This is a genomic window from Paenibacillus puldeungensis, assembly GCF_042678945.1.
In the GTDB taxonomy this organism is placed as follows: Bacteria; Bacillota; Bacilli; order Paenibacillales; family Paenibacillaceae; genus Fontibacillus; species Fontibacillus puldeungensis.
This window is the reverse complement of sequence record NZ_JBHTLM010000005.1, coordinates 256,346-279,532: the sequence shown is the minus strand read 5'-3', so window position 1 is coordinate 279,532 and position 23,187 is coordinate 256,346. Positions and strand designations below refer to the sequence as shown.

The following is a 23,187-nucleotide window of genomic DNA, read 5'->3' as shown; positions in this document are numbered from 1 at the left end:
AAATAAAAAAACCGCCAACGGTGAGCTGCATCCAACGGTTAGATGTTGTCTAACAATGGCGTGCTGTTCACGAATTGGCAGTTTTTTTATCGTGTCGAAGCTAATCTAATTTTCATGTAACCCTAAATATCCAGGTTTTTTACATACTTGGCATGCTCGTGAATAAACTCGCGGCGTGGTTCGACGTTATCGCCCATCAGCGTATCGAAAATAGCATCCGCCTGAATGGCGTCGGAAATCGATACCTGCTGCATAGTGCGGCTTTCCGGGTCCATCGTCGTTTCCCAAAGCTGCTCTGCATTCATTTCGCCTAGACCTTTATACCGTTGAATGTTGAGCTTCACACCTTCGCCAAATTCAGCGAGTATCTCGTCGCGTTCCTTCTCCGATCCGGCATAACGAATTACTTTGTTACGTTCGATTTTGAAGAGCGGCGGCTGAGCAATATAAACATAACCGGCTTCGATAATTTTCCGCATGTAACGGAAGAAGAATGTCAGCAGCAGCGTACGAATATGCGCACCGTCGACGTCGGCATCGGTCATGATGATGACTTTGTGATACCGAGCCTTCGTAATGTCAAACTCTTCACCGATCCCGGTCCCCAGGGCCGTAATAATCGCCCGAATTTCTGCGTTGCCCAGTATACGGTCCAATCTTGCCTTTTCCACGTTCAAAATTTTACCGCGCAGCGGCAAAATCGCTTGGAAGTGGCGATCCCGCCCTTGCTTCGCTGAACCGCCGGCAGAGTCACCTTCGACGATGTACAGTTCGCTGATCGAAGCGTCCTTGGATGAGCAGTCGGCAAGTTTACCCGGCAGAGCGCTGACATCCAGCGCACTTTTACGGCGCGTCAGCTCACGCGCTTTGCGAGCCGCTTCTCGCGCTCTTGAAGCCTGCAGCGATTTTTCCAGAACACGACGCGATACCGCCGGATTTTCCTCCATAAACTCCTGCAGCTTTTCCGCAAACAGCGATTCTACAATCCCGCGTACTTCACTGTTACCCAGCTTGGTTTTCGTTTGACCTTCAAACTGCGGTTCAGGGATTTTCACGGAAATGATCGCCGTTAAGCCTTCACGCACATCATCGCCGGTCAGATTGGAGTCATTATCCTTAATCATGCCGTTTTTACGGGCATAATCGTTAATAATACGGGTCAGTGCACTCTTAAACCCGGATTCATGCGTCCCGCCCTCATGGGTATGAATATTGTTCGCAAACGAAAAAATATTTTCCGTATAGCTGTCGTTATATTGCAGGGAAACCTCGACCTGAATCATGTCCCGCTTGCCTTCAACGTAGATCGGCTGCTCATGGAGCACCTCTCTATTTTGATTCAGAAACTTAACATACTCCCGAATGCCGCCTTCGTAATGAAAAGAGTCCGCTACACCGGTGCGTTCATCGGTCAGGGAAATATTAATACCCTTATTCAGAAAAGCAAGCTCGCGAATCCGCGTTAACAAGGTGTTATAGTCAAACACGGTCGTTTCCGTGAAAATTTCCGGGTCCGGATAAAATCTCGTTTTCGTTCCTGTTTCATCCGAATCTCCAATTTTCCGCACATCGTATTGCGGAGCACCGCGATGATATTCCTGCTGATAAATGTGACCATCCCGTTTAACTTCTACGATAACCTTCGTTGATAGTGCATTCACGACGGATACGCCGACACCATGTAAACCCCCGGACACTTTATATCCGCCTCCGCCAAACTTACCTCCGGCATGAAGCACAGTCATAACAACTTCCAATGTTGACTTTTGCAGCTTCTCATTTAGCCCGACCGGAATCCCCCGGCCGTTATCAATGACGGTTACGCTGTTATCCTCATGAACGATAACATCGATTTTGTTCGAAAAACCGGCGAGCGCTTCGTCTATACTGTTGTCTACGACTTCCCATACCAAATGGTGCAGACCCCGGACGCTGGTAGAACCGATGTACATGCCAGGACGTTTCCGGACTGCTTCCAGGCCTTCAAGCACCTGTATCTGGCTCTCATCATACGTTTGTTCGTTCATCGACAATGCCTTCACCTACTTCTATAGATTCAAATTCCGCTACGGTTAAGAATGGTATCGTTAATAAAATAATGATCTACCCCGCTAAAATGACGTTGGCCTTTTTCTTCAAGGTTGAGGAAGAAATCGGCGAGTAATAAATTTCATTTTGGGTCACCACGATCGATTTAGCTTCTTCCTCTCCAATGCGGACTATCTTTTTTTCTTCCAGTGCGTGGCCGATAAACTGCTTGGAAATTTTCGAGGATTTCTCGATGGTAATATCAAAAATCGCTATCAGTTCTGAAGAGAGAATGACTTTTTCTCCGCCCAAATGAATATACATGCTATACCTCCGCCCTTACCCGTGGACTTGTCCTTCCTGAACATGAAAAATGCTGGCGTTCTGCAGGCGGCTTGCATTGATGCTTTCAATGCCCGTTGCCGTGATGAACGTCTGCACTTTACTTTGAAACGTCTCGATCAACTGGGTTTGACGGTAAGGATCGAGCTCAGACAGCACATCATCCAATAATAGAATCGGATATTCTCCAATCTCCTCATGAATAAGCTCAATCTCCGCCAGCTTTAGCGACAACGCCGTCGTTCTTTGTTGGCCTTGGGAACCATACACCTGTGCTTCATTCCCATTGATAAAAAAGGACATGTCGTCACGATGCGGTCCACAAAGCGTCATACCGCGGCGAATTTCCTGATCTTTCATTTGTGATAACTTTATCATAAATTGCTCGATTAAGACAGCTTCATCTTCCTCATCGGCTTCTCCGAACGATGGCTGATAGGTGAGTTTTAGGGTTTCACCGCCACCGGTAATTCCCCCATGAATATGCTCCGCCCACTTCTGCAATTTTCTTATAAATTGTTTCCTCTTTTTTATGATTTTAACACCGTGCTCTACCAACTGCTCGTTCCATATTTCCAGCATCGTTCCTAGCTCCGGTCCCGCCCCCCAGGACTGCTTCAGCAAATTGTTTCGCTGGAGCAAAACCTTTTGATACTGCTGGAGGTGGAACAAATAGCTAGGCTGAACCTGACCGATCTCCATGTCAAGAAACCGGCGGCGAATCCCCGGTGTTCCCTTAACAATCTCCAAATCTTCTGGAGCGAACATAACGACATTCAGCGCACCGATGAAATCACTGAGCTTCCGCTGCTCCAGCCCATTAAGCTTCGCTTTCTTGCCCTGCGATGTAAGACGAAGCTCCAATTTTACGTTTCCGTACTTTTTCTCAACCTCTGCCGACACCATGGCAAAATCGCTGCCAAAAGAAATAAGCTCCTTATCTTTTCCGGTCCGATGTGATTTAGTGAGTGCCAGAACAAACATGGCTTCCAGCAAGTTTGTCTTGCCTTGGGCGTTACGGCCGATAATCAGATTGACTGAACCGAAAGAATTCAGCGAGAGTGCACCATAGTTCCGGTAGTTTTGCAGCTCTATTTGATTGACATACACGGTACCTTTAGCCCCCCATTTCCTGCCGACCATGACGGCCAGACATGATTGCAAAGCCGTTTAGGGAGCCTATTTTCCGGACACTTGGAAAGAACCTTCACCAGCTACCTCGACGATGTCGCCAGGGTACAGCTTGCGTCCGCGCCGTTCCTCCGGCTCACGATTCACTTTGACGGCCCCATCCTGAATGATCGCTTTGGCCATCCCGCCGGTCGGAACACAATCTGCCAGCTTCAAAAATTGATCCAACTTAATATATTCGCTCGAAATGGAGATTATTTTCATCGGTCGTTATTTCCTTTCAGATCAATTGGTTGTCCGGTATGGCAGAATCAGGTACAGGCTTTGGCTGTCATCAACCGGTTTAATGATGATCGGGCTCATCGCTCCCGTAAAGCCGATATGCAGCTGCTCGCTTTCCACCACTTTTAGCACGTCCAACATATATTTGGAGTTGAAGGAAATCCGCAACGGATCCCCGGTAAACTGGGATACATCGAGCTGCTCCGTTACTTTACCAAGCTCGGAGGAGCTGGAGGAAATTTCAATCGTGCCGTCCTCAAGCGTTTGCAGACGTACAATGTTCGTTTTCTCCTCACGGGACAGCAAGTATGCACGATCAATCGAATCGCTCAATTTTTTCGTGTCAAGTACGAGTTCTGTTTTGTAGCTTGTCGGAATAATTTTAGAAGTATCGGGATAAGTTCCGTCAAGTATACGTGAATAGAACAGAACACGGTCGATTTTGAACAGTACTTGGTTGTCAGCTACTACGATTTCAACGCGCGTATTCTGATCCGGGATAATTTTGCTCAGCTCATTGAGCGTTTTCCCGGAAATAACAATATTGCTAAAACGAACGCCATCGGCATCGTCCAAGCTTGCCGTGCGGCTGGCGAGACGGTGACGGTCGGTGGCAACGAATTTAAATTGGTTATCGCTCAAGTTCCAGAGCACCCCGGTCAAGATCGGAGAGGTTTCATTCGTTGAAATGGAAAACACCGTTTGCCGAATCATCGTCTTGAGCAGATCGCCCGGAATCGAAATCACTTGGTTTTCCTCAATGCTTGGAAGCACTGGAAACTCCTCAGGATCTAGGCCGACCATTTGAATATCGGTCGATCCGGAGCGGATCAGTGTTTGGAAACCGTCTTGGACTTCCATTTCAATTTCTTGGGAAGGAAGCTTTTTAATAATTTCAACGAAAAATTTAGCAGGCAACACTACGCTACCAGGACGCTCGACCTGGACAATCTGCTTCTCCTTATCTTCAGCAGGAATAAAGGCTTGAATGGAAATATCGGTGTCGCTTGCGGTTAACGTCATGCCCTGAAAATTCACATCAAGCTTAATCCCGGTCAAAATCGGAATTGTTGTGCGGCTGGATATCGCTTTGGATACGTGTTGGATCGATTCGTTCAATTCATTTTTTAAAATGCGGATTTTCATAAATTCAACTCCTAAAAGTTTTATGAAGCGTTACTTCTTCGATATTACTTCGCAATAAAACTTACTTCGAAAGCATCTGCTTAGTTTTATGAAGCGTTACTTCTTCGAAATCACATCGCAATAAAACTTGCTTCGTTTATGAAGCGTTGCTTCTTCGATATTCCTAAGCACGCTAGTATAAGGCATCTGCACCTGCAAAATTTAACTTGGCATAAATTTCACTTCGTCAGCATACCATTTTGATAAGTTATCAATTTCATAAATCGTGCGTTTTAAGCGGCCTCTAAGTTTGCTAAAGAGCCGCATGTTTTCTCTAAATAATGATTGCTGCCCGGACCACCGTTTATTAAGATGTGTATATCTTTTAATTAATAGAAGAAGTAGTAGGGGCCCTGAATATGTGGATAACAAAGCAAATAATATGAAATGAAGCCTATCCACATGTGAATATCATGTGCATAGGCTTATGCCTTATTCAGGTTGCACTTTTTATTTTTTCGGTAATGTTACTTACGATTTTGAATAGCTCCTGGTCGGTCTTGAGCTGCTGGGTTATTTTCTCGTGCGCGTGGATCACTGTCGTATGATCTCGGCCACCAAAGGCGTCACCAATCTTCGGAAGTGAAAAGTCCGTTAGCTCTCTAGCTAGATACATCGCAATCTGGCGGGGAAAGGCGATCGCTTTCGTTCGTTTCCTCGCTTTGAAATCGTCCAGCTTCAAATGGTAGTAATCGCCGACCTTCTGCTGGATGTCCTGAATCGTAATCATTTTCGGACGACTGGAAGGAATAATATCCTTGAGCGCCTCCGCGGCCAGGTGGGTCGTTATATCCTGGTTGATCAGCGAGGAGTAGGCCACAACGCGAATGAGCGCCCCCTCGAGCTCACGGATGTTCGTATCGATTTGATTGGCAATATACATCATTGCCTCATTGGGTATATCGAGATTTTCCGCCTTGGCCTTCTTCCGCAAAATGGCGATCCGTGTCTCCAAATCCGGCGGCTGTATGTCGGTAATCAGTCCCCACTCAAACCTCGATCGAAGTCTCTCCTCCAGCGTTGGTATCTCTTTTGGCGGTCTATCACTGGAAATGATGATCTGCTTGCGCTCTTCGTGCAGCGCATTAAATGTATGGAAGAATTCCTCCTGGGTCGACTCTTTCCCGGCGAGAAATTGAATATCGTCAATAAGCAAAATATCAATGTTGCGGTATTTATTACGAAAACTCTCCGCACGGTTGTCACGGATGGAGTTAATAAATTCGTTCGTAAATTTCTCAGAAGAAATGTATACGACCTTGCTGCTGGGGCTGTGTTCTAAAATATAATGGCCGATGGCATGCATCAAATGCGTTTTTCCAAGTCCCACGCCGCCGTATAGAAACAGCGGATTGTATGCCCGAGCCGGCGCCTCGGCGACGGCGAGAGAAGCCGCATGGGCAAAGCGGTTTCCGGAACCGATAACGAATGTGTCAAACGTATATTTAGGATTAAGCATATGGGAAACGCTTTCCTCGGTTTGGACAGGGGCGGGGGGTTCTTTGTAGACCAGTGTTTGCTCGGGCGGGGCGGATTCCTCAATGACAAAGGATACATCCACTTGCTTGCCGAGATATTCGAAAACGGTCGTTGCGACCAGTTTAGTGTAGCGGCTTTCCAGCCATTCAACGGCGAACGTCGTCGGTGCCGAAATGACAATGGCATGATCGGTTAAAGAGACGATCTTCGTGGCTTTAAACCAGGTGTCAAAGCTGGGCTTGCTCAGCTTCGTATTGATAATGGAAAGAATATGCTGCCATATTTCTGAAGTATGGCTGTCCACAGACTGTCACTCCTTTTAAATCTTCCAATTGTGGCTTAAGCCATGCAGAAAGAGTCGAAAAAACATAAATAAAGGGGAATTTTATCCCCATAGTTAAGTTCCGTATAATCATTATAAACAGGGTTAAAACTGAATTGTTCACAATGTTATCCACAGGTTGTTGATAAATAAGACGATAAACTTAGATATTCACAACAAAAAGCAATATAATCATAGCAAAAGAAGCCTTATATTTCAATGCGCAGTCGGTTTTTATCCACAAATTCAATAACTTGTGCATAATTCTCATTCACACCACTACATATTGTTTATAATTTGTTTAAAATTCGACAGCTAGAGTGAAAATCTCAAAAAAATTATGCACAGGTTGTTGTAGGAGGCCGTTTTTTGGCTTGTGCATAACTAAATCTTGAATCTTCACTTATAGCAGGAACCATCATGAATATAATTTTTGCATTTGCCACAATAGAAGCAGCTGCAAAATCGTATTTCAATCTTTTAACTTGGAGGGATCATGATGGTAATGAAGAAACAAGCTCATACGATGGAACTTTCCGGATCTAGTTATGACATCGGATATAGCCTTGGCAATATGGTCAGGGATAATACACAACTTAGAGCTCTGCATACCGCCGGCTTTGACAATTTTGATGAGAGTGAAGCGAAGAAGGCTAGCGAGATGTTTGCACGCTGGTGCCCAGGCCTGACCGATGAACTGCAGGGGTTTGCTGATGCACTTGAGGCATGTCCTGCGAAAATCATTTTTTATGCGATGACTTATCTGCGTCCCCGCTGTAGTCAAATCGCCCTGATGCCGGGGATTACGCGACACGGGAACCCTTTGCTGGCGCGAAGCTATGAATTCAGCCACGAAGCCGAGGATTTTACGCTGGTGAGAACCTCCGTTATCGGAAAATACACTCATCTTGGCACCAGTGTGCTATTTTTTGGGCGAGATGACGGGTTCAATGAGTGCGGGCTTGCCGTAACGATGAGCTCCTGCGGATTCCCGGTGGGGGCGATGCCTTACATGCGCAATCCGAAGTTGGTCGGTCTGCAGTTTTGGGCGGTGATCCGTGCCTTACTGGAGAACTGCAAGGATGTAGCAGAAGCGCTCGTCTTTATGAAGGATATGCCGATTGCTTACAACATGAATTTGATGCTTGTGGATAAGGGCGGCCATGCGGCATTGGTGGAAACGCTTGATGGACGAATGGGTGTGAAGCAAATCGACGCTTCCAGCGCTGAGAAGTTTCTTATTGCTACCAATCATCCTGTAATTCCGGAGCTTGTGCCGTACGAACCGCAGGCGATGCGCAATTCATTAGAGAGATATGAGTTTATCCGGCAATCACTTGAGGGGAAGTGGAGTATTACGGCGGAAGATTTGAAGGAGCTGCTGCTCGGCAAATACCCGGAGGGACTGTGCTGTCACTACTTTGAAGATTTTTTCGGCACCACTAAAAGCATGATCATCGATCCGGCGGGCGGTTCCATCGAGTTGTGCTGGGGCGGACGGAGTGAAAACGGCTGGCACCGTTATAACATTAACGAACCGCTTGCTAATGGCGCTCAGGACATTGAATTGAAGCTGGATAGAGCAAACCCGGCACTTTTCGAGTTTGTGCCTATAGTGTAAGTATAAAGCGGGGGAGGACTACCGTGGACAGTCTGAAGGCGATTGAAAAAGCGATCATGTATATCGAAAACCACCTGAGCGAGGATATCGGCGTGGAGGATGCCGCCAGAGCGGCGGGTTATTCCTACTACCACCTGACTCGGCAATTTACGGCGCTGCTGGGGGAGAGCATCGGCAGCTACATCAAAAAACGCCGGCTGGCAGATGGTGCCCAGAAGCTGCTTTATACCGACAAGCGGGTGATTGATATCGCCCTCGATCACGGTTTTGAATCCAGTGAGGCCTTCAGCCGCGCTTTCAAAGCGATGTACAAAATGAGTCCTCATACTTATCGTAAAAATCGGCTGGATTTGATGATCGGGGCAAAACAGAAAATGGAGCCAGAGCTGCTCAATCATTTAATCCACAACATAACCGTTCATCCGCAAATTGTTGAAATGCCGCAAACGAGGGTTGCTGGTCTACGTGGTCAAACGACGCTGCGTGATAATGTTCTACCTGAATTGTGGCAGCAGTTTAATGCCATATCTCAATCCATTCCTGAAGTGAAGCCGAGAGGGCGGGGGTTTGGAATCTGCGAGGCTTGTCAGGAGGATAACTCGCTGTACATGATGAACAACGATGTGTTGTTTTCAGAGGTGGTAGGGGTGGAGGTGGAGAATTTTGATCGTCTGCCAGAACCCTTTGTGGCGAAGTCTCTCCCTGGCGGACGGTACGCCGTGTTCACCCATACAGGGAGCCTTGCGCGTCTTCCGCGGACCTTTCAATATATATGGGGAACCTGGTTTTTCTCCACGAAAGAGGAGCTCGACGGCAGCCGAGAGGACTTTGAACTCTACGATGAGCGTTTTATCGGCTATCATCATCCCGAGTCGCAGATCGACATCTATATTCCAGTTAAGTGATGATACTATGCTCATTAGGCCCAACCTAAAACGAGTCATATTCGTGCCTGCCGGGCCGTACCCGTTCTAATGTACATCGGCAAGAATATGACTCGCACGGCGGGCCTTTTCTTTGTATGAACATAAGTTGATAAGGGTATTTTTGGACCTTATTTTGGAATTGCACTAAAAATTTAAAAAATAAGGGAATTTTGTGGACTTATTTCTTTAAGGAGATCCCCAAAGTAGCCATTTTTTCGGTTTCACTCCTAAATAGGTACATCAAATTCCCTTATTTACAACGAAAAGCTGCAAAACCACCGAATAGGACCATTTTTTACCCTTATCTTAAGTTTTATCGTTTAACCTTCCGTCAAATGTTTTTGAAACTCGGCAATCGCCTCATATTCCTCTTCCAGCTTGCGCGAAATGCGGATATATATCGGCAGCAGCTGCTTATAAATCGCGGCGTGCTCGGGGGTTGGCGTATGCTCGTAAGTGCCGCCGACCATCTCTTTGACGATGTCAAACGAGTCGATATCCCCCAGGGCGTACAGCCCAAGAACGACGGCCCCCAGACAGGAGCTTTCAAAGCTCTCCGGGATGATAACCTCCTGATCGAAAATATCCGCCATCATTTGCCGCCATAGCGGCGAACGGGCAAAGCCCCCGGTGGCTTTGATTTGGCGGGGACGGCCGATCTGCTCCTCCATCGCCAGCAGCACGGTGTAAAGGTTGTAAATAACACCTTCCAACACGGCGCGGATCATATGCTCCTTCTGATGATGCAGTGTCAGCCCGAAGAAGGAGCCCCGAGCATTCGGATTCCAAAGCGGAGCCCGCTCTCCGGCCAAATATGGGTGGAAAATAAGCCCATCGGCGCCGGGACGCACGCGTTCCCCGATTTTAGTCAGCACGTCGTACGGGCTAATTCCGAGACGTTTCGCCGTTTCTACCTCCGAGGCGGCGAATTCGTCCCGTACCCAGCGAAATATAACGCCGCCATTATTCACCGGCCCGCCGATGACCCAATGTTTATCCGTCAGCGCGTAGCAGAAAATTCGGCCCTTCGGATCGGTTCTAGGCTGATCTACGACGGTGCGGATCGCTCCGCTCGTTCCGATCGTCACGGCAACGACGCCTGGATCGATGGCGCCAACCCCGAGATTCGACAACACTCCGTCGCTCGCCCCGATAACAAACGGGGTAGAGTCTGACAAGCCCATTTCATCGGCATATTTTGGCGACATTCCTTGTAGCACATGCGTGGTCGGTACCAGCTCCGACAGATGATCCCGGGTTATTCCAGCGACTTTCAAGGCTTCCTCGTCCCAATCAAGCTGCTCCAAATTCATCAGTCCCGTGCAGGAGGCGATAGAGTAGTCGATGACATATTGTCCAAACAATTTGTGAAATACGTACTCTTTGATCGATATGAACTTATAAGCCTTCTCGAAAATATCTGAACGGTCATTCCTAAGCCATAGCAGCTTCGTGAGTGGAGACATCGGATGAATCGGCGTCCCGGTTCGTCTGTATATGTCGTGTCCGCCCAGCTCGTTCTTGAGCCGTTCGGACCATTCTGCACTTCGATTGTCCGCCCAGGTGAGACACCGCATAAGCGGCTGGCCGCTGCGATCTATCGGGATCACGCTATGCATCGCAGAGCTGAAGGAGGCGAACCGAACCTGCTCCGGCCGGGTCCCGCTCTCCTTCATGACGTGACGGACTGCAGCAATGACCGCTTCAAAAATTTCTTCAGGGTCCTGCTCGGCAACGGAAGGGGAAGGCGTGTATAAGGGATATTCCTGGTTTGCGTTCGCCATCACCTTGCCGTTTTCATCGAACAAAACTGCCTTGGTGCTCGTCGTTCCAATATCAATGCCTATCATATAAGTATGGGGTTTCATTCTCATACCTTCTCTCTATCGTTTCTCTTTAATTATTCTGTCTTAATATTTAGAAAATAACGCTGAGCATAAGGATCAAAGCCAGCCCGACGACGGACAGGATCGTTTCCATAACGGTCCAGGATTTCAAAGTTTGCGGAACGCTCATGTTGAAGAACTCTTTGACCATCCAAAAGCCGGCGTCGTTAACGTGAGATAGTACGATGGAACCTGCGCCGGTGGCCAGAACAGCGAGCTCAACGTTCGCGCCTGGCGTCATCGCCAGAACAGGAGCGACAATCCCTGCGGCCGTCGTCATTGCGACGGTAGCCGAACCGGTTGCTACGCGGATCAGCGCCGCCACAAGCCAGGCGAACAAAATGACGTTGATGTTTGCACCCGTGGCAACCTGGGCTATGGCGTCGCCTACGCCGCTGCTGATCAGTACTTGCTTGAACGCGCCACCTGCACCGATGATGAGTACAATTGTAGCGATTGGGGCAAGGCATTCGCTAGTGAATTTTGAAATTTCCTGCTTCGTGAATCCGCGGCTGAATCCAAGCGAGAAAAAGGAGAAGACGACGGCGATCAAAAGAGCAATAATTTCATGACCGATAAATTCACAGAATAGCGTTACCGAGCTGGTTGCTTCCGGGTCGATAATGTCGGCAATGGAGCCGGTAAGCATCAGAATGACAGGAAGCAGAATAGTGAACAGGGTAATTCCGAAGCCAGGAAGCTTGCGTTCCCCTTTTACAGCGAATTGCTCAGCCAGCTTGGCTGGCGGTTCAAGTACGATTTTTTTACCGATATATTTCCCGAACAATGGACCTGCAATAATAGCGACAGGCAGTCCGACGAGGAGCGAATATAAAATGGTTTTACCCAGATCGGCCCCATAAGCATCAATAGCGATCATCGGTGCCGGGTGCGGTGGGACAAGTCCGTGTACAGTGGACAATCCGGCAAGAATCGGGATACCGATTTGCAGCAAGGACATTTTCGTTTTCTTGGCGACCGTAAAGACGATCGGAATCAGCAAAATAACACCAACCTCAAAAAATACCGGAATCCCAACAATAAAACCTACGAGCATCATGGCCCAGTGAACTCTTTTTTCACCAAAGCGATTCACCAATGTAGTGGCGATTTGTTCAGCACCGCCGGATTCAGCCATCATCTTGCCCAGCATCGTGCCGAGCCCGATGACGATAGCAATTGTACCTAAAGTTCCACCTAGCCCGCCTGTAATAGATTTAACGACATCCAGGGGCTTCATGCCGGCAAACAGGCCAAGCATTAAAGCCGAAATCAAAAGGGTGACGAACGGATTCCATTTATATTTAGAAATCAGGACTACGAGAAAGACGATGGTAAGCAGCGTCCACAACAACAGTGTAGCATTATGGCTCATACCAAACAGTGTATCCACTTTATTTCCCCCTTAGATAAAAGCATAAGATGAATTTGCAACGCTTTCATAAGTGCATTTACTTAAAATCAGCCTTATTGTGACCAGTTTTGAAAATGTCTTTGATGTATACTTGTCGACAACAAAGAGAAAACAAACTTTTGCCCCAGCTTTTAAAAAAACAACCCATCATTGCAAGGAGCAAAAATCTATAGCGTCAACCTGCGTATTACTTAGGAATACTCGTATGGAGCGTGCGATGCGAATCGGCGAAGTATTCTTCAACGTTATGCAAAATGATATCATTATTTCTTGATTCCAAGCCTCGAAGCAGCTTGCGATGCTTATTGACGACGTATTTTATTTTTTGTTCGCCTTGGGACAGTACATCGTTGGTTGTAATAAGCATGACGGTCATCACAATTTGACGAATACTGGTCCACAGATGCAAAATTCTCGTATGCTTCGCCTCTGTAATGATGGATTCGTGAAAACACAAATCCTGATAGGCAAACTCCACTATATCGTGGTATTTACCGGCCAGCTCCATTTTGTCGACGATCTGCTCAAGCTGTGAAATCAGCTCAACCGGATCGGCGGCGACCCGCTGCCAGGCAAAGCTCTCAATGAGGTACCGGACATCGTAAAGTTCCTCAATATCTTGAAGACTGAGCCCGTTTACGACGGCTCCCATCCGTTGCAGTGTGATCAGGCCTTCGCCGGATAACGTTTTCAAAGCCTCTCGCACCGGGGAGCGGCTCGTTCCAAAATCCGCTGCGATGCGATTTTCGGACAGAACTACGCCCGGCTTAATAGTTCCATTTATAATTTGCAGCCGAAGTTCGGCGGCTATCGATTCACCTAAAGAACTACCTTTTAACCATGAAGATGGATACTGCATATCACTTGACCCCTATCCAGGAAATTCATTTACTATGAACATTTAGTTGTTGTAAATACTTAGATCATAGCATGAATCACTTTGGATTGGTAAGAGCGCAGCTTACTTTGTGGCTTGGACCGCATGTCCTCCAAATTCATTCCGCAAGGCGGCCACAACCTTCCCGTGGAACGTATCTTCCTCTAATGAACGATATCGCATGAATAGAGACATTGCGATTACAGGAGCGTTTGCCTGCAAATCGAGTGCGGTTTCTACGGTCCATTTGCCTTCACCGGATGAATTCATTACCCCGCGAATACTATCCAGTTTAGGGTCTTTGGAGAACGCATTTTGCATCAGATCCATGAGCCAGCCGCGAATGACCGAGCCGTTCGACCATACCTGGGCCACATGCTCAAAGTCGTAATCAAACGGACTTTTATCCAGCAGCTCGAAGCCTTCGGCAATGGACTGCATCATGCCGTACTCAATGCCGTTATGGACCATTTTTAGAAAATGTCCACTTCCTTGTTTTCCTGCATATAAATATCCATTATCAACGGCAATGTCACGGAAAAGTGGCTCGATGTGCTTGAATACTGCTTCATCGCCGCCGATCATAAAGCAGCCGCCTTGTTCGGCGCCGTCTACGCCCCCGGAGGTACCTACATCGAAAAACTGTATTCCCTGGGAGGACAACTGCTCACCAAGGGTAATCGAGTTTTTGTAATGGGAGTTGCCTCCGTCGATGATAATGTCTCCTTTATCCAGCAGTGGGGTTAGGCTATTAACCACGGACTGCAGGGCCTTACCCGCAGGAACCATAATCCAAATGATGCGCGGTTTCTCCAGCGCACTGACCAGCTCTTCCAAACTATAGGCAGCGGCAGCCCCCTGTTTAGCAGCATCGTCAATAAGTTCCCGGTTCATATCGTGGGCAACGACCTCATGCCCATGGTTCAGCAGATTTAAAGCGAGATTAAAACCCATTTTTCCGAGCCCAATCATGCCAAGTTTCATGGAAAACTGCACCTCTTTTCTCTACAAGTATACTTGTATACAACTTTCATTTCCCAATATACTCCGTTTCCATATCTCTGTAAACATTTTTCTTGTAAGCGCTTATCGGAAATTAACTTGCTACATCTAAATAGTTTTCCACATGTGTATAACTTATTATGCGAAGAATTTAGGGAGAAAGGACTGTGGAAAACTAGTTTTTGATCGCGGAGGGATGTGGACTGTGTATAAGTAAAAAGAGGAGAAAAGATATGCCAGGTTCAGTTGACTTTTTGAAGGGGTTATGATTTAATGTAAAAAGGCATTTTCTGTGGATATGAAAATGGTGAATAGACAGTGATTCCTTTAAGGGGGTGCAATAAATGAAACCGACTTTTAAACCGAACGTGAGCAAACGCAAAAAGGTTCATGGTTTCCGTAAAAGAATGAGCACGAAAAACGGCCGCAAGGTGCTCGCTGCTCGTCGTCTCAAAGGCAGAAAAGTATTGAGTGCGTAAAGCGTGCGTAAAGACCACTGCGGTGGTCTTTTTTTGTTACCAGCGGTAAAAGTAAGTATCTGTTTGCATGTTGGTTAATAATAATGGGAAAGTGTGCCCTTTGAAATAAAACAAGGAAGTTGACTAAGGAGATTGCTCGTGCACAAGAAACTTCGTTTAAGAAACCGAGCCGACTTCAACCGGATTTACCGGTTCGGAAAGTCTTTTGCCAACCGTCAGCTTGTCGTCTATTGGTCCAATAAGCCTGATATTGAACGGTTTCGGCTGGGGGTGTCCGCCAGTAAAAAGATTGGGAACGCCGTCGTCCGCAACCGGATGCGCCGAATGCTTAAAGAAATTGTTCGACTGCATGAGGCGGAAATTAGGGACCATGTGGATCTGATTTTAATTGTACGAAATGGTGCCGTCGGAATGCCCTATAAAGAGCTCGAAAAAAGCGTGCTTCATGTCCTGCGGAAAGCCGCGCTGCTAAGGTCTTCCGGGAGATAGGTGGTCTTGTTTCTTTGTCCCTTTAATTATGTTATGATTTACGATGAATGGATAGGTTAAGAGAGGGGTTTTGAAGTGTCGCGAATGATGACGAACAGAAGAAGGTGGCTTCTTCTCATAATGGCGATCGGGCTGGTAGTTTTATTGGCCGGATGCGGAACGCAGAGCACGAATTTGGCCACCACAACAGAAAGCATGAGAACAAGTAACTCGTGGTGGACAGCTAATGTAGTTTATTATTTCTCACTGGCGCTGGATACATTTGCTGATTGGTTTGGCGGGGCTTATGGTTTAGCCATTCTAATCATGGTGCTTATCGTGCGTACTTTGATCCTGCCGTTGACACTCAAGCAGGTCAAGAGTTCAAAGGCAATGCAAGCAATTCAACCTGAGCTTAATAAAATTAGAGAACAATATAAGGATAACCCGGAAAAACAACAGCAGGAAACGATGAAGCTGTTCCAGGAAAACAAGGTCAATCCAATGGCTGGATGTTTCCCGCTTATTATTCAAATGCCGGTGTTCATCGCCTTGTATAACTCAATTTATCATAATGCGGCGATCCGTGACCATTCATTCCTGTGGTTGCAGCTCGGTGAACCGGACAAGCTGTTTATTTTGCCGGCGATCGCGGCTTTAACAACGTTCATTCAAACGAAAATGATGTCTAGCATGAACCCATCCGGCATGCAAGGGCCAATGCAGTTCATGATGTTTGTTTATCCAATTTTGATTTTCATTATGGCATACAACTTCCCTGCCGCTTTGCCGTTGTACTGGATTTTCAGTAACCTGTACACGATTGGGCAGAACTACTTTATTTACCGCAAGAAAGAACCGGTTGCAGGGGTAGTAAACGGTGGACCAGGCGGTTCGTCTGGTAAATCGAAGCGGGGCGGTTCGAATTTAAAAGCCGGTCATCCCGGTAAAGGCGCCAAGGAGGCCAAAAAATCGAAATGAATAAAATTGTGACGTCGGGAAAAACCATTGAAGATGCTGTAAAACAAGGATTGGCCAAGCTCGGCACCACCGAGGATAAAGTTGCCGTGAATGTGTTGGAGCAGCCGTCAAAAGGATTCCTGGGGCTGATTGGGGTGAAGGAAGCAAAGGTAGAGCTTACCTTGCTTGAGGAGCCTGTGTCGGTTCCATCTCCGAAGGGGAGTGCTTTGGAATCCCGTATGCCTTCTCCGACTGAGGAGAAGGAGGAATACGGGGGGAAAGCCCCCTATGAAGAGGCGGCGTCATTTGTACGGGACGTCGGTGAAAACATGGGCCTCCATGTCGATGTTGAGGTGGTTCATGGGAAAGACCACACCGTATTAAACATTTCAGGTAATGATTTAGGGCTTATGATTGGGCGGAGAGGACAGACTCTCGATGCTTTGCAATATTTGGCGAATATTATCGCTAACCGTTATTCCGACAGCTTCATCCGAATCGTTCTGGACGCTGAAAATTTCCGCGAACGTCGGAAGAAGACATTGGAGGATCTCGCCGTACGGTTGGCCGGACGGGTCGTTCGTACACGTAAAGAGGTTACTCTTGAACCCATGTCGCCGCAGGAGCGCAAAGTGATTCATTCCAAACTTCAGGATCATCCGGAGGTTAAGACGTATAGTAAGGGCGAGGAGCCGAACCGGCGGGTCGTTATTTCACTGAAGCAAAGCAAATGAATGGAGACGCAATGACGTTTCTTCGGCAGTTGCCGGGGGAGGTTGTTGCGTTTTTTGTATCTCATCCCTCCCAAACCCTCCCTTACCGTAAGGGAGGGCCCCAAAGGGCCTGCCGCCCTTTGGAATCCCGCAAACTGGATTAACGTAGGATGGAGAGAGGCGCTCCTGCCGCTGTCCCCTTCGGGGATGCGCTTGGGCTACGTGCGGGGAACGCTTTTCCCCCTTCGGGTACGTCTTTCTTTTGGAGCACCTGGGTAACCTGAAAACATGCTGGGGACACTGCTGCTTTCGAAGGTATATAGCTGAGTGCGATGTTGGAGTCGCTTGTCGCCCCTTCGGGGCACGCTTTACTTTTTGCTCTCTCTACTTTGTGCATTTGGAGTTACTTCGTGCAAGGAGGACGCTGTTCCCTTCGGGAATGCGCTCGGCGTGGAGCGGGGCAAGGGCAATTCGTAAATAATTATTCAAAATAGATTAAAGAACAACGGTGTGAGGTGAGACTATATGTTAAGCGATACGATCGCAGCCATATCTACGGCGGTAGGTGAAAGCGGGATTGCGGTGATCCGTGTGAGCGGGCCGGAGTCAATTGGAGAGGTGGGGCGGTTGTTTCGCTCCAGAACGGCGCTGAACGATGCGGAGAGTCATACGGTGCATTACGGGTTTATTGTGGACCCGGAGTCGAATGAGAAGCTGGAAGAGGTGCTGGTGACGGTTTTTCGGGCGCCACGGTCGTTTACGACGGAGGATGTTGTAGAGATTAGCACGCACGGCGGGATTATTTCGGTGAAGCGGGTGATGGATTTGCTGCTTCAGCAGCCGGGGATTCGGCTGGCGGAGCCGGGAGAGTTTACGAAGCGAGCGTTTTTGAACGGGCGGATCGATTTGTCGCAGGCTGAGGCGGTGATTGACCTGATTCGGTCGAAGTCGGATCGGGCGTTTTCGGTAGCGCTGAAGCAGGTGGAAGGGGATTTGTCGCGGAGAATAAACAAGCTTCGTCATACGCTGGTGGAGACGCTGGCGCATATCGAAGTGAATATCGATTATCCGGAGCATGATGTAGAGTCGATGACGATGGATTTTATTAAGCGCAAATGCTCGGAGGTTTCTGAGGGGATCGATGGGCTGCTGAAGACGGCGAATCAGGGAAAAATACTGCGTGAAGGCATTACCACGGCGATTGTAGGACGGCCGAATGTTGGCAAATCATCGCTGATGAATGCCCTGGCCCGGGAAAATAAAGCGATCGTCACGGACATTCCCGGTACGACGCGGGATGTGATTGAGGAATACGTGACGATCAATAATATTCCGCTGAAGCTGCTGGATACAGCGGGGATTCGTGAGACGATGGATGTCGTCGAACGAATCGGGGTGGAACGCTCGAAGGCCGCGGTAAATGAAGCGGACCTGATTCTGCTCGTGCTCAACAGCGCGGAGGCGCTGAATGAGGACGAAATTGCACTGATGGAGCAGCTGAACGGCAGGTCCACGATTGTACTGCTCAATAAGATTGATTTACCGCAGCAGTTGGATCGAAAGGTAGTACGGCGTTATTTTTCCGAGGAATCGATTGTAGAGCTGTCGGTAAGAACGGAGGAAGGCTTGGATCATTTGGAGGAGGCCATCGCTCGTCTTTTCTTTGGCGGGGAGCTGGAATCCAATGATTTGACTTATGTCAGCAACGTGCGGCATATTGCCTTGCTGAAGAAAGCGAAGCAGTCGCTCAAGGATGCGTATGAGGCGGCGGATAGCGGCATACCGATCGATATTTTGCAGATTGATGTGCGTCTGGCCTGGGAGCAACTTGGTGAAGTGATCGGGGACTCTGCGCCGGATGCGTTGATCGATCAAATTTTCTCGCAGTTTTGCTTGGGTAAATAGACTGGTTTACGTATTGCGGGTTATCGTTCATGGTATGATGATACAGAAGAATTTAGCAATATATGCTAAGAGAATGATCTGGCGGAAAGGTTTTCGTTCTGCTTTGGATATAAGGAGGTCGTTGGGATGGGTTATGCTGGTGGAGACTATGACGTGATCGTCGTGGGCGCTGGCCATGCAGGCAGTGAAGCTTCTTTGGCTGCTGCGCGAATGGGCTGTCGCACGCTGATGATCACGATTAATTTGGATATGATCGCATTTATGCCGTGCAATCCTTCGATCGGAGGTCCGGCGAAAGGGCATGTGGTCCGGGAAATCGATGCGCTGGGCGGTGAAATGGGCCGCAATATCGATAAAACGTTTATTCAAATGCGGATGCTGAATACCGGGAAAGGGCCGGCAGTGCATGCGCTGCGGGCGCAGGCAGATAAGTTTGATTATCAGCATACGATGAAGGAAACGATGGAAAGAGAGCCGAATTTGACGATGCAGCAAGGCATGGTGGAAGAGCTGATCGTTGAGGATGGCCAGTGTGTGGGCGTCATCACCAAGACCGGTGCGGAATACCGTGCTAAAGCGGTGGTTCTCACGACAGGGACTTATCTTCGCGGCAAAATCATCATGGGTGAGCTGATGTATGAGAGCGGACCGAACAACCAGCAGCCATCTGTGCGGCTGTCTCACCATTTGAAGGAGCTCGGATTGGAACTCGTTCGGTTCAAGACCGGTACACCGCCGCGGGTGCATAAGGAAACGATCGATTTTTCGCAGACTGAAATTCAACCGGGAGACGAGCATCCGAAGTTTTTTTCCTATGAGACGAAAAGCTCGGATAATGAACAGCTTCCTTGCTGGTTAACATACACCTCTGCGGAAACGCATCAGATTATTACGGAGAATCTGCACCGTGCACCGATGTTTTCCGGAGTTATTGAAGGGACCGGTCCAAGATACTGTCCATCCATAGAGGACAAAATTGTGAGATTCAGTGACAAGCCGAAGCACCAGATATTCCTTGAACCTGAAGGGAAAAATACGTCAGAGTATTACGTGCAGGGGTTCTCTACCAGTATGCCAGAGGAAGTTCAGCTTCAAATGCTGCGTTCCGTACCAGGCCTGCAAAACGTAAAAATGATGCGTACCGGTTACGCCATTGAATATGATGCTGTCGTACCTACCCAGCTGTGGCCATCCCTGGAGACGAAACGTTTGCCAGGATTGTTTACGGCGGGACAAATCAACGGGACCTCTGGATATGAGGAAGCCGCTGGACAGGGCATTATGGCTGGGATCAATGCGGCACGTAAGGTGCAAGGACAAGAACCTGTCATCCTGGACCGCTCACAAGGGTACATTGGCGTGCTGATCGACGATCTGGTGACGAAGGGAACGAACGAACCGTATCGTTTGCTGACTTCCCGTGCGGAATACCGCTTGCTGCTTCGCCACGACAATGCGGATCTGCGTCTTACCCCAATCGGCTATGAAATCGGGCTTATTTCTCAAGAGAGATATGACCGCTTCTTAGATAAAAAGCATAAGGTTGAACAGGAAATTGAACGTTTGCGTATAACAAAGGTTAAGCCATCGGAGGTCAATGCACTGTTGGAGTCGCTGGGCTCTACACCAATTCAGGATGGCAGCAACTTATTGACTATTTTGAGACGTCCGGAAGTGAACTACTCACATATTAGCCAGGTATCACCTTCAGAGGTAGAACTGGACGAAGAAATGCAGGAGCAAGTGGAGATTCAAATTAAATATGCCGGATATATTGAAAAGCAATTGATGCATGTTGAAAGATTACAAAAAATGGAAAAGAAAAAGATTCCTGAACAAATCAGTTATGACGATATTCAAGGTCTTGCTATTGAGGCACGTCAAAAGCTTGCGAAAATACGTCCGATCTCCATCGGTCAGGCATCCCGAATTTCCGGGGTTACACCAGCGGATATTTCAATTCTGCTCGTGTATTTGGAACACTATAATCGGGTTACTGCAGCGGGAGGGTAAGCATTGGATTCTATACAAGCTCATTTTTGCTCCTTATTGTCTGAACACGGGATAGAACTCTCGGAGGAGCAGTTGCATCAATTTGAGGTATATTACGAAGAACTTGTAGCCTGGAACGAAAAAATGAATTTGACTGGAATTACCGAACGGGATCAGGTATACATCAAACACTTCTATGACTCGATTTCATTATCGTTTTATGTTCCGATGGAGGAGATAACAACACTTGCGGATATTGGGTCGGGAGCAGGTTTCCCGGGGATTCCGCTAAAGATTTGTTATCCTCATATCAAGCTTACGATCATCGACTCACTAAATAAACGGATCAACTTTCTGCAAAATGTAGCAGATAAGCTGCAGTTAAAGGATGTTAATCTGCTGCATGGTCGGGCAGAAGATATGGCTCGGAAGGATACGCTTAGAGATTCCTTTGATCTCGTCACTGCCAGGGCGGTCGCTCGTATGACAGTGCTTAATGAATTTTGCTTACCGTTTGTTAGAACCGGCGGTGTATTTGCCGCAATGAAAGGTAGTAATACAGAGGAGGAAGTGAAGGAAGCGGCTCGAAGCTTGTCTGAGTTGAAAGGAAAGCTGCTTAGCAATCCGCAATTCACTTTACCTATGGAAAATTCGGAGCGGCACATCGTCATTGTTAAGAAAACAGCCGCTACCCCTAAAAAGTATCCTCGTAAAGCGGGTACTCCTTTAAAATCACCTATCGTATAAACAATGAATCCCTCTTAGCAGATTGTTCCACGTGAAACATAATGCTGAGAGGGGTTTGCTTCTACAGCGACATTTCATTTTTTATTTGTGTTTTTATTTAAGTTATCAAAATAAGAGAATAGGATTATAGAGGAAAAAGTGGTAGAATAGATGTATCGGGATTTCGATGAATCAGTCATACGAATCAAATGGGTCGAAATAGGCGATCTCAACATTGTCTTGGCCTTTTTTTGTTGTTTTATCACCATTTCTATCATTTGTTCTAGTATGACGCTGGTTTATGGGTTCAGTTTTGCCCGTTTGTAGGGAAGATTTTACTTGCAGCTCATCCTTTCAACGGGGTGTTGCCCGTAAGGCATCAGCCTTATGTCACTTTGAAACTAGGTGGTAATTTACGGAATGAAAGAACAATTTTCTAAATTGTTTGGTTTGACTGAACGAAGCAGCGGAGACGAAGTGAAACAAATCCCGGTAGGGGAAATTGTCGGCAGTCCTTACCAACCTCGGACGATTTTTGATGATGAGAAGATTGATGAATTATGTCAGACGATAAAAACACATGGGGTTATCCAACCTATTGTTGTTCGCTACCGCAATGATAAGTATGAAATTATTGCTGGCGAGCGGCGCTGGCGTGCCGTCAAGAAGCTGGGATTAGAATCGATTCCTGCTATTCTTCGCGATTTTAATGATTCGCAGGCTGCATCAATTGCATTGATTGAAAATCTGCAGCGCGAAGGACTTACTTCGATTGAGGAAGCTTTAGCTTATCAGAATCTGATTGATTTGCATCAGTTGACGCAGGAAAGCCTAGCTCAAAGATTGGGGAAAAGTCAATCAACGATTGCGAACAAAATCAGATTGCTTCATTTGCCTGAACAAGTCAAAAATGCGCTTATGGAGCGTAAAATCACGGAGCGTCATGCCCGTGCTCTGTTGTCCCTTGACACAGAGGAACAGCAGCTCAAGGTATTAGAAGAAATTATCCATAAAGAATTGAACGTAAAACAAACGGAAGCACGGATCGCTTTTTACAAGGAAGTCAACAAAAATAAAAAAGCAAAATCGAAGCGAATTTCATTTACGAAGGACGTCAGACTTGCGCTAAATACGATTCGCCAATCGATTGATATGGTGTCCGGTTCCGGATTGCAAATCAAGACACAAGAGAAGGATCATGAGGATCATTACGAAATTGTGATTCAGATTCCTAAACGCTCATAACTATTCTCGCTGACCCTAACCGCGAGGTTTAAGGTCAGCTTCTTTTTCGCGAAAAATAGCGGATGCTCATCGGCTCACTGTTATGCTGCGTCCATATGCCAGCTCACAGTATCAGGAATCAAACCGCAAAGTTGATTCACCATGAAGTGCTTTTGCTCTTTTTGTAGCTGCAGCCTGAGTCCTATTACTATTCCAATAACTACA

20 protein-coding genes are annotated in these 23,187 nt (G+C 47.4%); 10 read left to right on the top strand and 10 right to left on the bottom strand.

The window, feature by feature from the left end:
- Positions 1-122: 122 nt before the first annotated feature.
- The 6 genes from gyrB to dnaA form a co-directional block, all read right to left on the bottom strand.
- Complete coding sequence (gene gyrB / locus ACFQ3W_RS09850; RefSeq protein WP_379319047.1) at positions 123-2,027, bottom strand: DNA topoisomerase (ATP-hydrolyzing) subunit B; 1,905 nt, start codon at positions 2,025-2,027, stop codon at positions 123-125.
- Positions 2,028-2,103: 76 nt separating this feature from the next.
- Positions 2,104-2,352 (bottom strand): extracellular matrix regulator RemB, encoded by a 249-nt coding sequence (gene remB, locus ACFQ3W_RS09845; protein WP_379319046.1) that lies wholly within the window; start codon positions 2,350-2,352, stop codon positions 2,104-2,106.
- Between the two features lie 15 nt (positions 2,353-2,367).
- A complete protein-coding gene (recF, locus tag ACFQ3W_RS09840; RefSeq protein ID WP_379319045.1) occupies positions 2,368-3,480 on the bottom strand; it encodes a DNA replication/repair protein RecF in 1,113 nt (370 codons plus the stop codon).
- A 69-nt stretch (positions 3,481-3,549) separates the two neighbouring features.
- A complete protein-coding gene (gene yaaA / locus ACFQ3W_RS09835; protein WP_379319044.1) occupies positions 3,550-3,765 on the bottom strand; it encodes a S4 domain-containing protein YaaA in 216 nt (71 codons plus the stop codon).
- 21 nt (positions 3,766-3,786) lie between these two features.
- The gene (dnaN, locus tag ACFQ3W_RS09830; RefSeq protein WP_379319043.1) at positions 3,787-4,929 is read right to left on the bottom strand and encodes a DNA polymerase III subunit beta; all 1,143 of its coding nucleotides are present in this window, start codon (positions 4,927-4,929) and stop codon (positions 3,787-3,789) included.
- 475 nt (positions 4,930-5,404) lie between these two features.
- A complete protein-coding gene (gene dnaA / locus ACFQ3W_RS09825) occupies positions 5,405-6,751 on the bottom strand; it encodes a chromosomal replication initiator protein DnaA (protein ID WP_379319042.1) in 1,347 nt (448 codons plus the stop codon).
- A gap of 514 nt (positions 6,752-7,265) precedes the next feature.
- Here dnaA and ACFQ3W_RS09820 point away from each other — a divergent pair.
- Both ACFQ3W_RS09820 and ACFQ3W_RS09815 read left to right on the top strand, forming a co-directional pair.
- Positions 7,266-8,390, top strand: coding sequence for a C45 family autoproteolytic acyltransferase/hydolase (locus ACFQ3W_RS09820; RefSeq protein ID WP_379319041.1), 1,125 nt, complete (start codon positions 7,266-7,268; stop codon positions 8,388-8,390).
- A 23-nt stretch (positions 8,391-8,413) separates the two neighbouring features.
- The gene (locus ACFQ3W_RS09815) at positions 8,414-9,295 is read left to right on the top strand and encodes an AraC family transcriptional regulator (RefSeq protein ID WP_379319040.1); all 882 of its coding nucleotides are present in this window, start codon (positions 8,414-8,416) and stop codon (positions 9,293-9,295) included.
- Between the two features lie 341 nt (positions 9,296-9,636).
- Here ACFQ3W_RS09815 and gntK read toward each other — a convergent pair whose 3' ends face one another.
- The 4 genes from gntK to gnd all read right to left on the bottom strand — a co-directional run bounded on the left by gntK (position 9,637) and on the right by gnd (position 14,477).
- Positions 9,637-11,184: a gluconokinase gene (gene gntK / locus ACFQ3W_RS09810; protein WP_379319039.1), complete on the bottom strand. Its 1,548-nt coding sequence runs from the start codon at positions 11,182-11,184 to the stop codon at positions 9,637-9,639.
- A 49-nt stretch (positions 11,185-11,233) separates the two neighbouring features.
- On the bottom strand, positions 11,234-12,595 hold the full coding sequence (locus tag ACFQ3W_RS09805; protein WP_379319038.1) for a GntP family permease: 1,362 nt from the start codon (positions 12,593-12,595) through the stop codon (positions 11,234-11,236).
- Positions 12,596-12,803: 208 nt separating this feature from the next.
- A complete protein-coding gene (locus ACFQ3W_RS09800; protein ID WP_379319037.1) occupies positions 12,804-13,475 on the bottom strand; it encodes a GntR family transcriptional regulator in 672 nt (223 codons plus the stop codon).
- A gap of 102 nt (positions 13,476-13,577) precedes the next feature.
- Positions 13,578-14,477: a phosphogluconate dehydrogenase (NAD(+)-dependent, decarboxylating) gene (gene gnd / locus ACFQ3W_RS09795; protein WP_379319036.1), complete on the bottom strand. Its 900-nt coding sequence runs from the start codon at positions 14,475-14,477 to the stop codon at positions 13,578-13,580.
- A gap of 362 nt (positions 14,478-14,839) precedes the next feature.
- On the opposite strand from gnd, the gene rpmH reads away from it, so the two are divergent.
- The 8 genes from rpmH to noc all read left to right on the top strand — a co-directional run bounded on the left by rpmH (position 14,840) and on the right by noc (position 22,983).
- Complete coding sequence (gene rpmH, locus ACFQ3W_RS09790; protein ID WP_009223341.1) at positions 14,840-14,974, top strand: 50S ribosomal protein L34; 135 nt, start codon at positions 14,840-14,842, stop codon at positions 14,972-14,974.
- A gap of 138 nt (positions 14,975-15,112) precedes the next feature.
- Entirely contained in the window at positions 15,113-15,463 is a 351-nt protein-coding gene (rnpA, locus tag ACFQ3W_RS09785) for a ribonuclease P protein component (RefSeq protein WP_379319035.1), read from the top strand.
- 75 nt (positions 15,464-15,538) lie between these two features.
- Positions 15,539-16,423 carry a YidC/Oxa1 family membrane protein insertase gene (locus ACFQ3W_RS09780; protein ID WP_379319034.1) on the top strand — a complete coding sequence of 295 codons (885 nt, stop codon included), beginning with the start codon at positions 15,539-15,541 and terminating at the stop codon, positions 16,421-16,423.
- Positions 16,420-17,136 (top strand): RNA-binding cell elongation regulator Jag/EloR, encoded by a 717-nt coding sequence (gene jag / locus ACFQ3W_RS09775; RefSeq protein WP_379319033.1) that lies wholly within the window; start codon positions 16,420-16,422, stop codon positions 17,134-17,136. Before ACFQ3W_RS09780 ends, jag begins: the two co-directional genes overlap by 4 nt.
- A gap of 504 nt (positions 17,137-17,640) precedes the next feature.
- The gene (mnmE, locus tag ACFQ3W_RS09770; RefSeq protein WP_379319032.1) at positions 17,641-19,020 is read left to right on the top strand and encodes a tRNA uridine-5-carboxymethylaminomethyl(34) synthesis GTPase MnmE; all 1,380 of its coding nucleotides are present in this window, start codon (positions 17,641-17,643) and stop codon (positions 19,018-19,020) included.
- 126 nt (positions 19,021-19,146) lie between these two features.
- Complete coding sequence (gene mnmG / locus ACFQ3W_RS09765) at positions 19,147-21,033, top strand: tRNA uridine-5-carboxymethylaminomethyl(34) synthesis enzyme MnmG (protein ID WP_379319031.1); 1,887 nt, start codon at positions 19,147-19,149, stop codon at positions 21,031-21,033.
- Between the two features lie 3 nt (positions 21,034-21,036).
- Positions 21,037-21,759, top strand: coding sequence for a 16S rRNA (guanine(527)-N(7))-methyltransferase RsmG (rsmG, locus tag ACFQ3W_RS09760; protein ID WP_379319030.1), 723 nt, complete (start codon positions 21,037-21,039; stop codon positions 21,757-21,759).
- A gap of 399 nt (positions 21,760-22,158) precedes the next feature.
- On the top strand, positions 22,159-22,983 hold the full coding sequence (gene noc, locus ACFQ3W_RS09755) for a nucleoid occlusion protein (RefSeq protein ID WP_379319029.1): 825 nt from the start codon (positions 22,159-22,161) through the stop codon (positions 22,981-22,983).
- Positions 22,984-23,187: the final 204 nt, after the last annotated feature.

Excerpts from the sequence above, each read along its gene's own strand:
- gyrB (WP_379319047.1), bottom strand. The coding sequence starts at position 2,027 with ATGAACGAACAAACGTATGATGAGAGCCAGATACAGGTGCTTGAAGGC.
- remB (WP_379319046.1), bottom strand. The coding sequence starts at position 2,352 with ATGTATATTCATTTGGGCGGAGAAAAAGTCATTCTCTCTTCAGAACTG.
- yaaA (WP_379319044.1), bottom strand. The coding sequence starts at position 3,765 with ATGAAAATAATCTCCATTTCGAGCGAATATATTAAGTTGGATCAATTT.
- dnaN (WP_379319043.1), bottom strand. The coding sequence starts at position 4,929 with ATGAAAATCCGCATTTTAAAAAATGAATTGAACGAATCGATCCAACAC.
- ACFQ3W_RS09820 (WP_379319041.1), top strand. The coding sequence starts at position 7,266 with ATGATGGTAATGAAGAAACAAGCTCATACGATGGAACTTTCCGGATCT.
- gntK (WP_379319039.1), bottom strand. The coding sequence starts at position 11,184 with ATGAAACCCCATACTTATATGATAGGCATTGATATTGGAACGACGAGC.
- ACFQ3W_RS09800 (WP_379319037.1), bottom strand. The coding sequence starts at position 13,475 with ATGCAGTATCCATCTTCATGGTTAAAAGGTAGTTCTTTAGGTGAATCG.
- gnd (WP_379319036.1), bottom strand. The coding sequence starts at position 14,477 with ATGAAACTTGGCATGATTGGGCTCGGAAAAATGGGTTTTAATCTCGCT.
- rpmH (WP_009223341.1), top strand. The coding sequence starts at position 14,840 with ATGAAACCGACTTTTAAACCGAACGTGAGCAAACGCAAAAAGGTTCAT.
- jag (WP_379319033.1), top strand. The coding sequence starts at position 16,420 with ATGAATAAAATTGTGACGTCGGGAAAAACCATTGAAGATGCTGTAAAA.
- mnmE (WP_379319032.1), top strand. The coding sequence starts at position 17,641 with ATGTTAAGCGATACGATCGCAGCCATATCTACGGCGGTAGGTGAAAGC.
- mnmG (WP_379319031.1), top strand. The coding sequence starts at position 19,147 with ATGGGTTATGCTGGTGGAGACTATGACGTGATCGTCGTGGGCGCTGGC.
- noc (WP_379319029.1), top strand. The coding sequence starts at position 22,159 with ATGAAAGAACAATTTTCTAAATTGTTTGGTTTGACTGAACGAAGCAGC.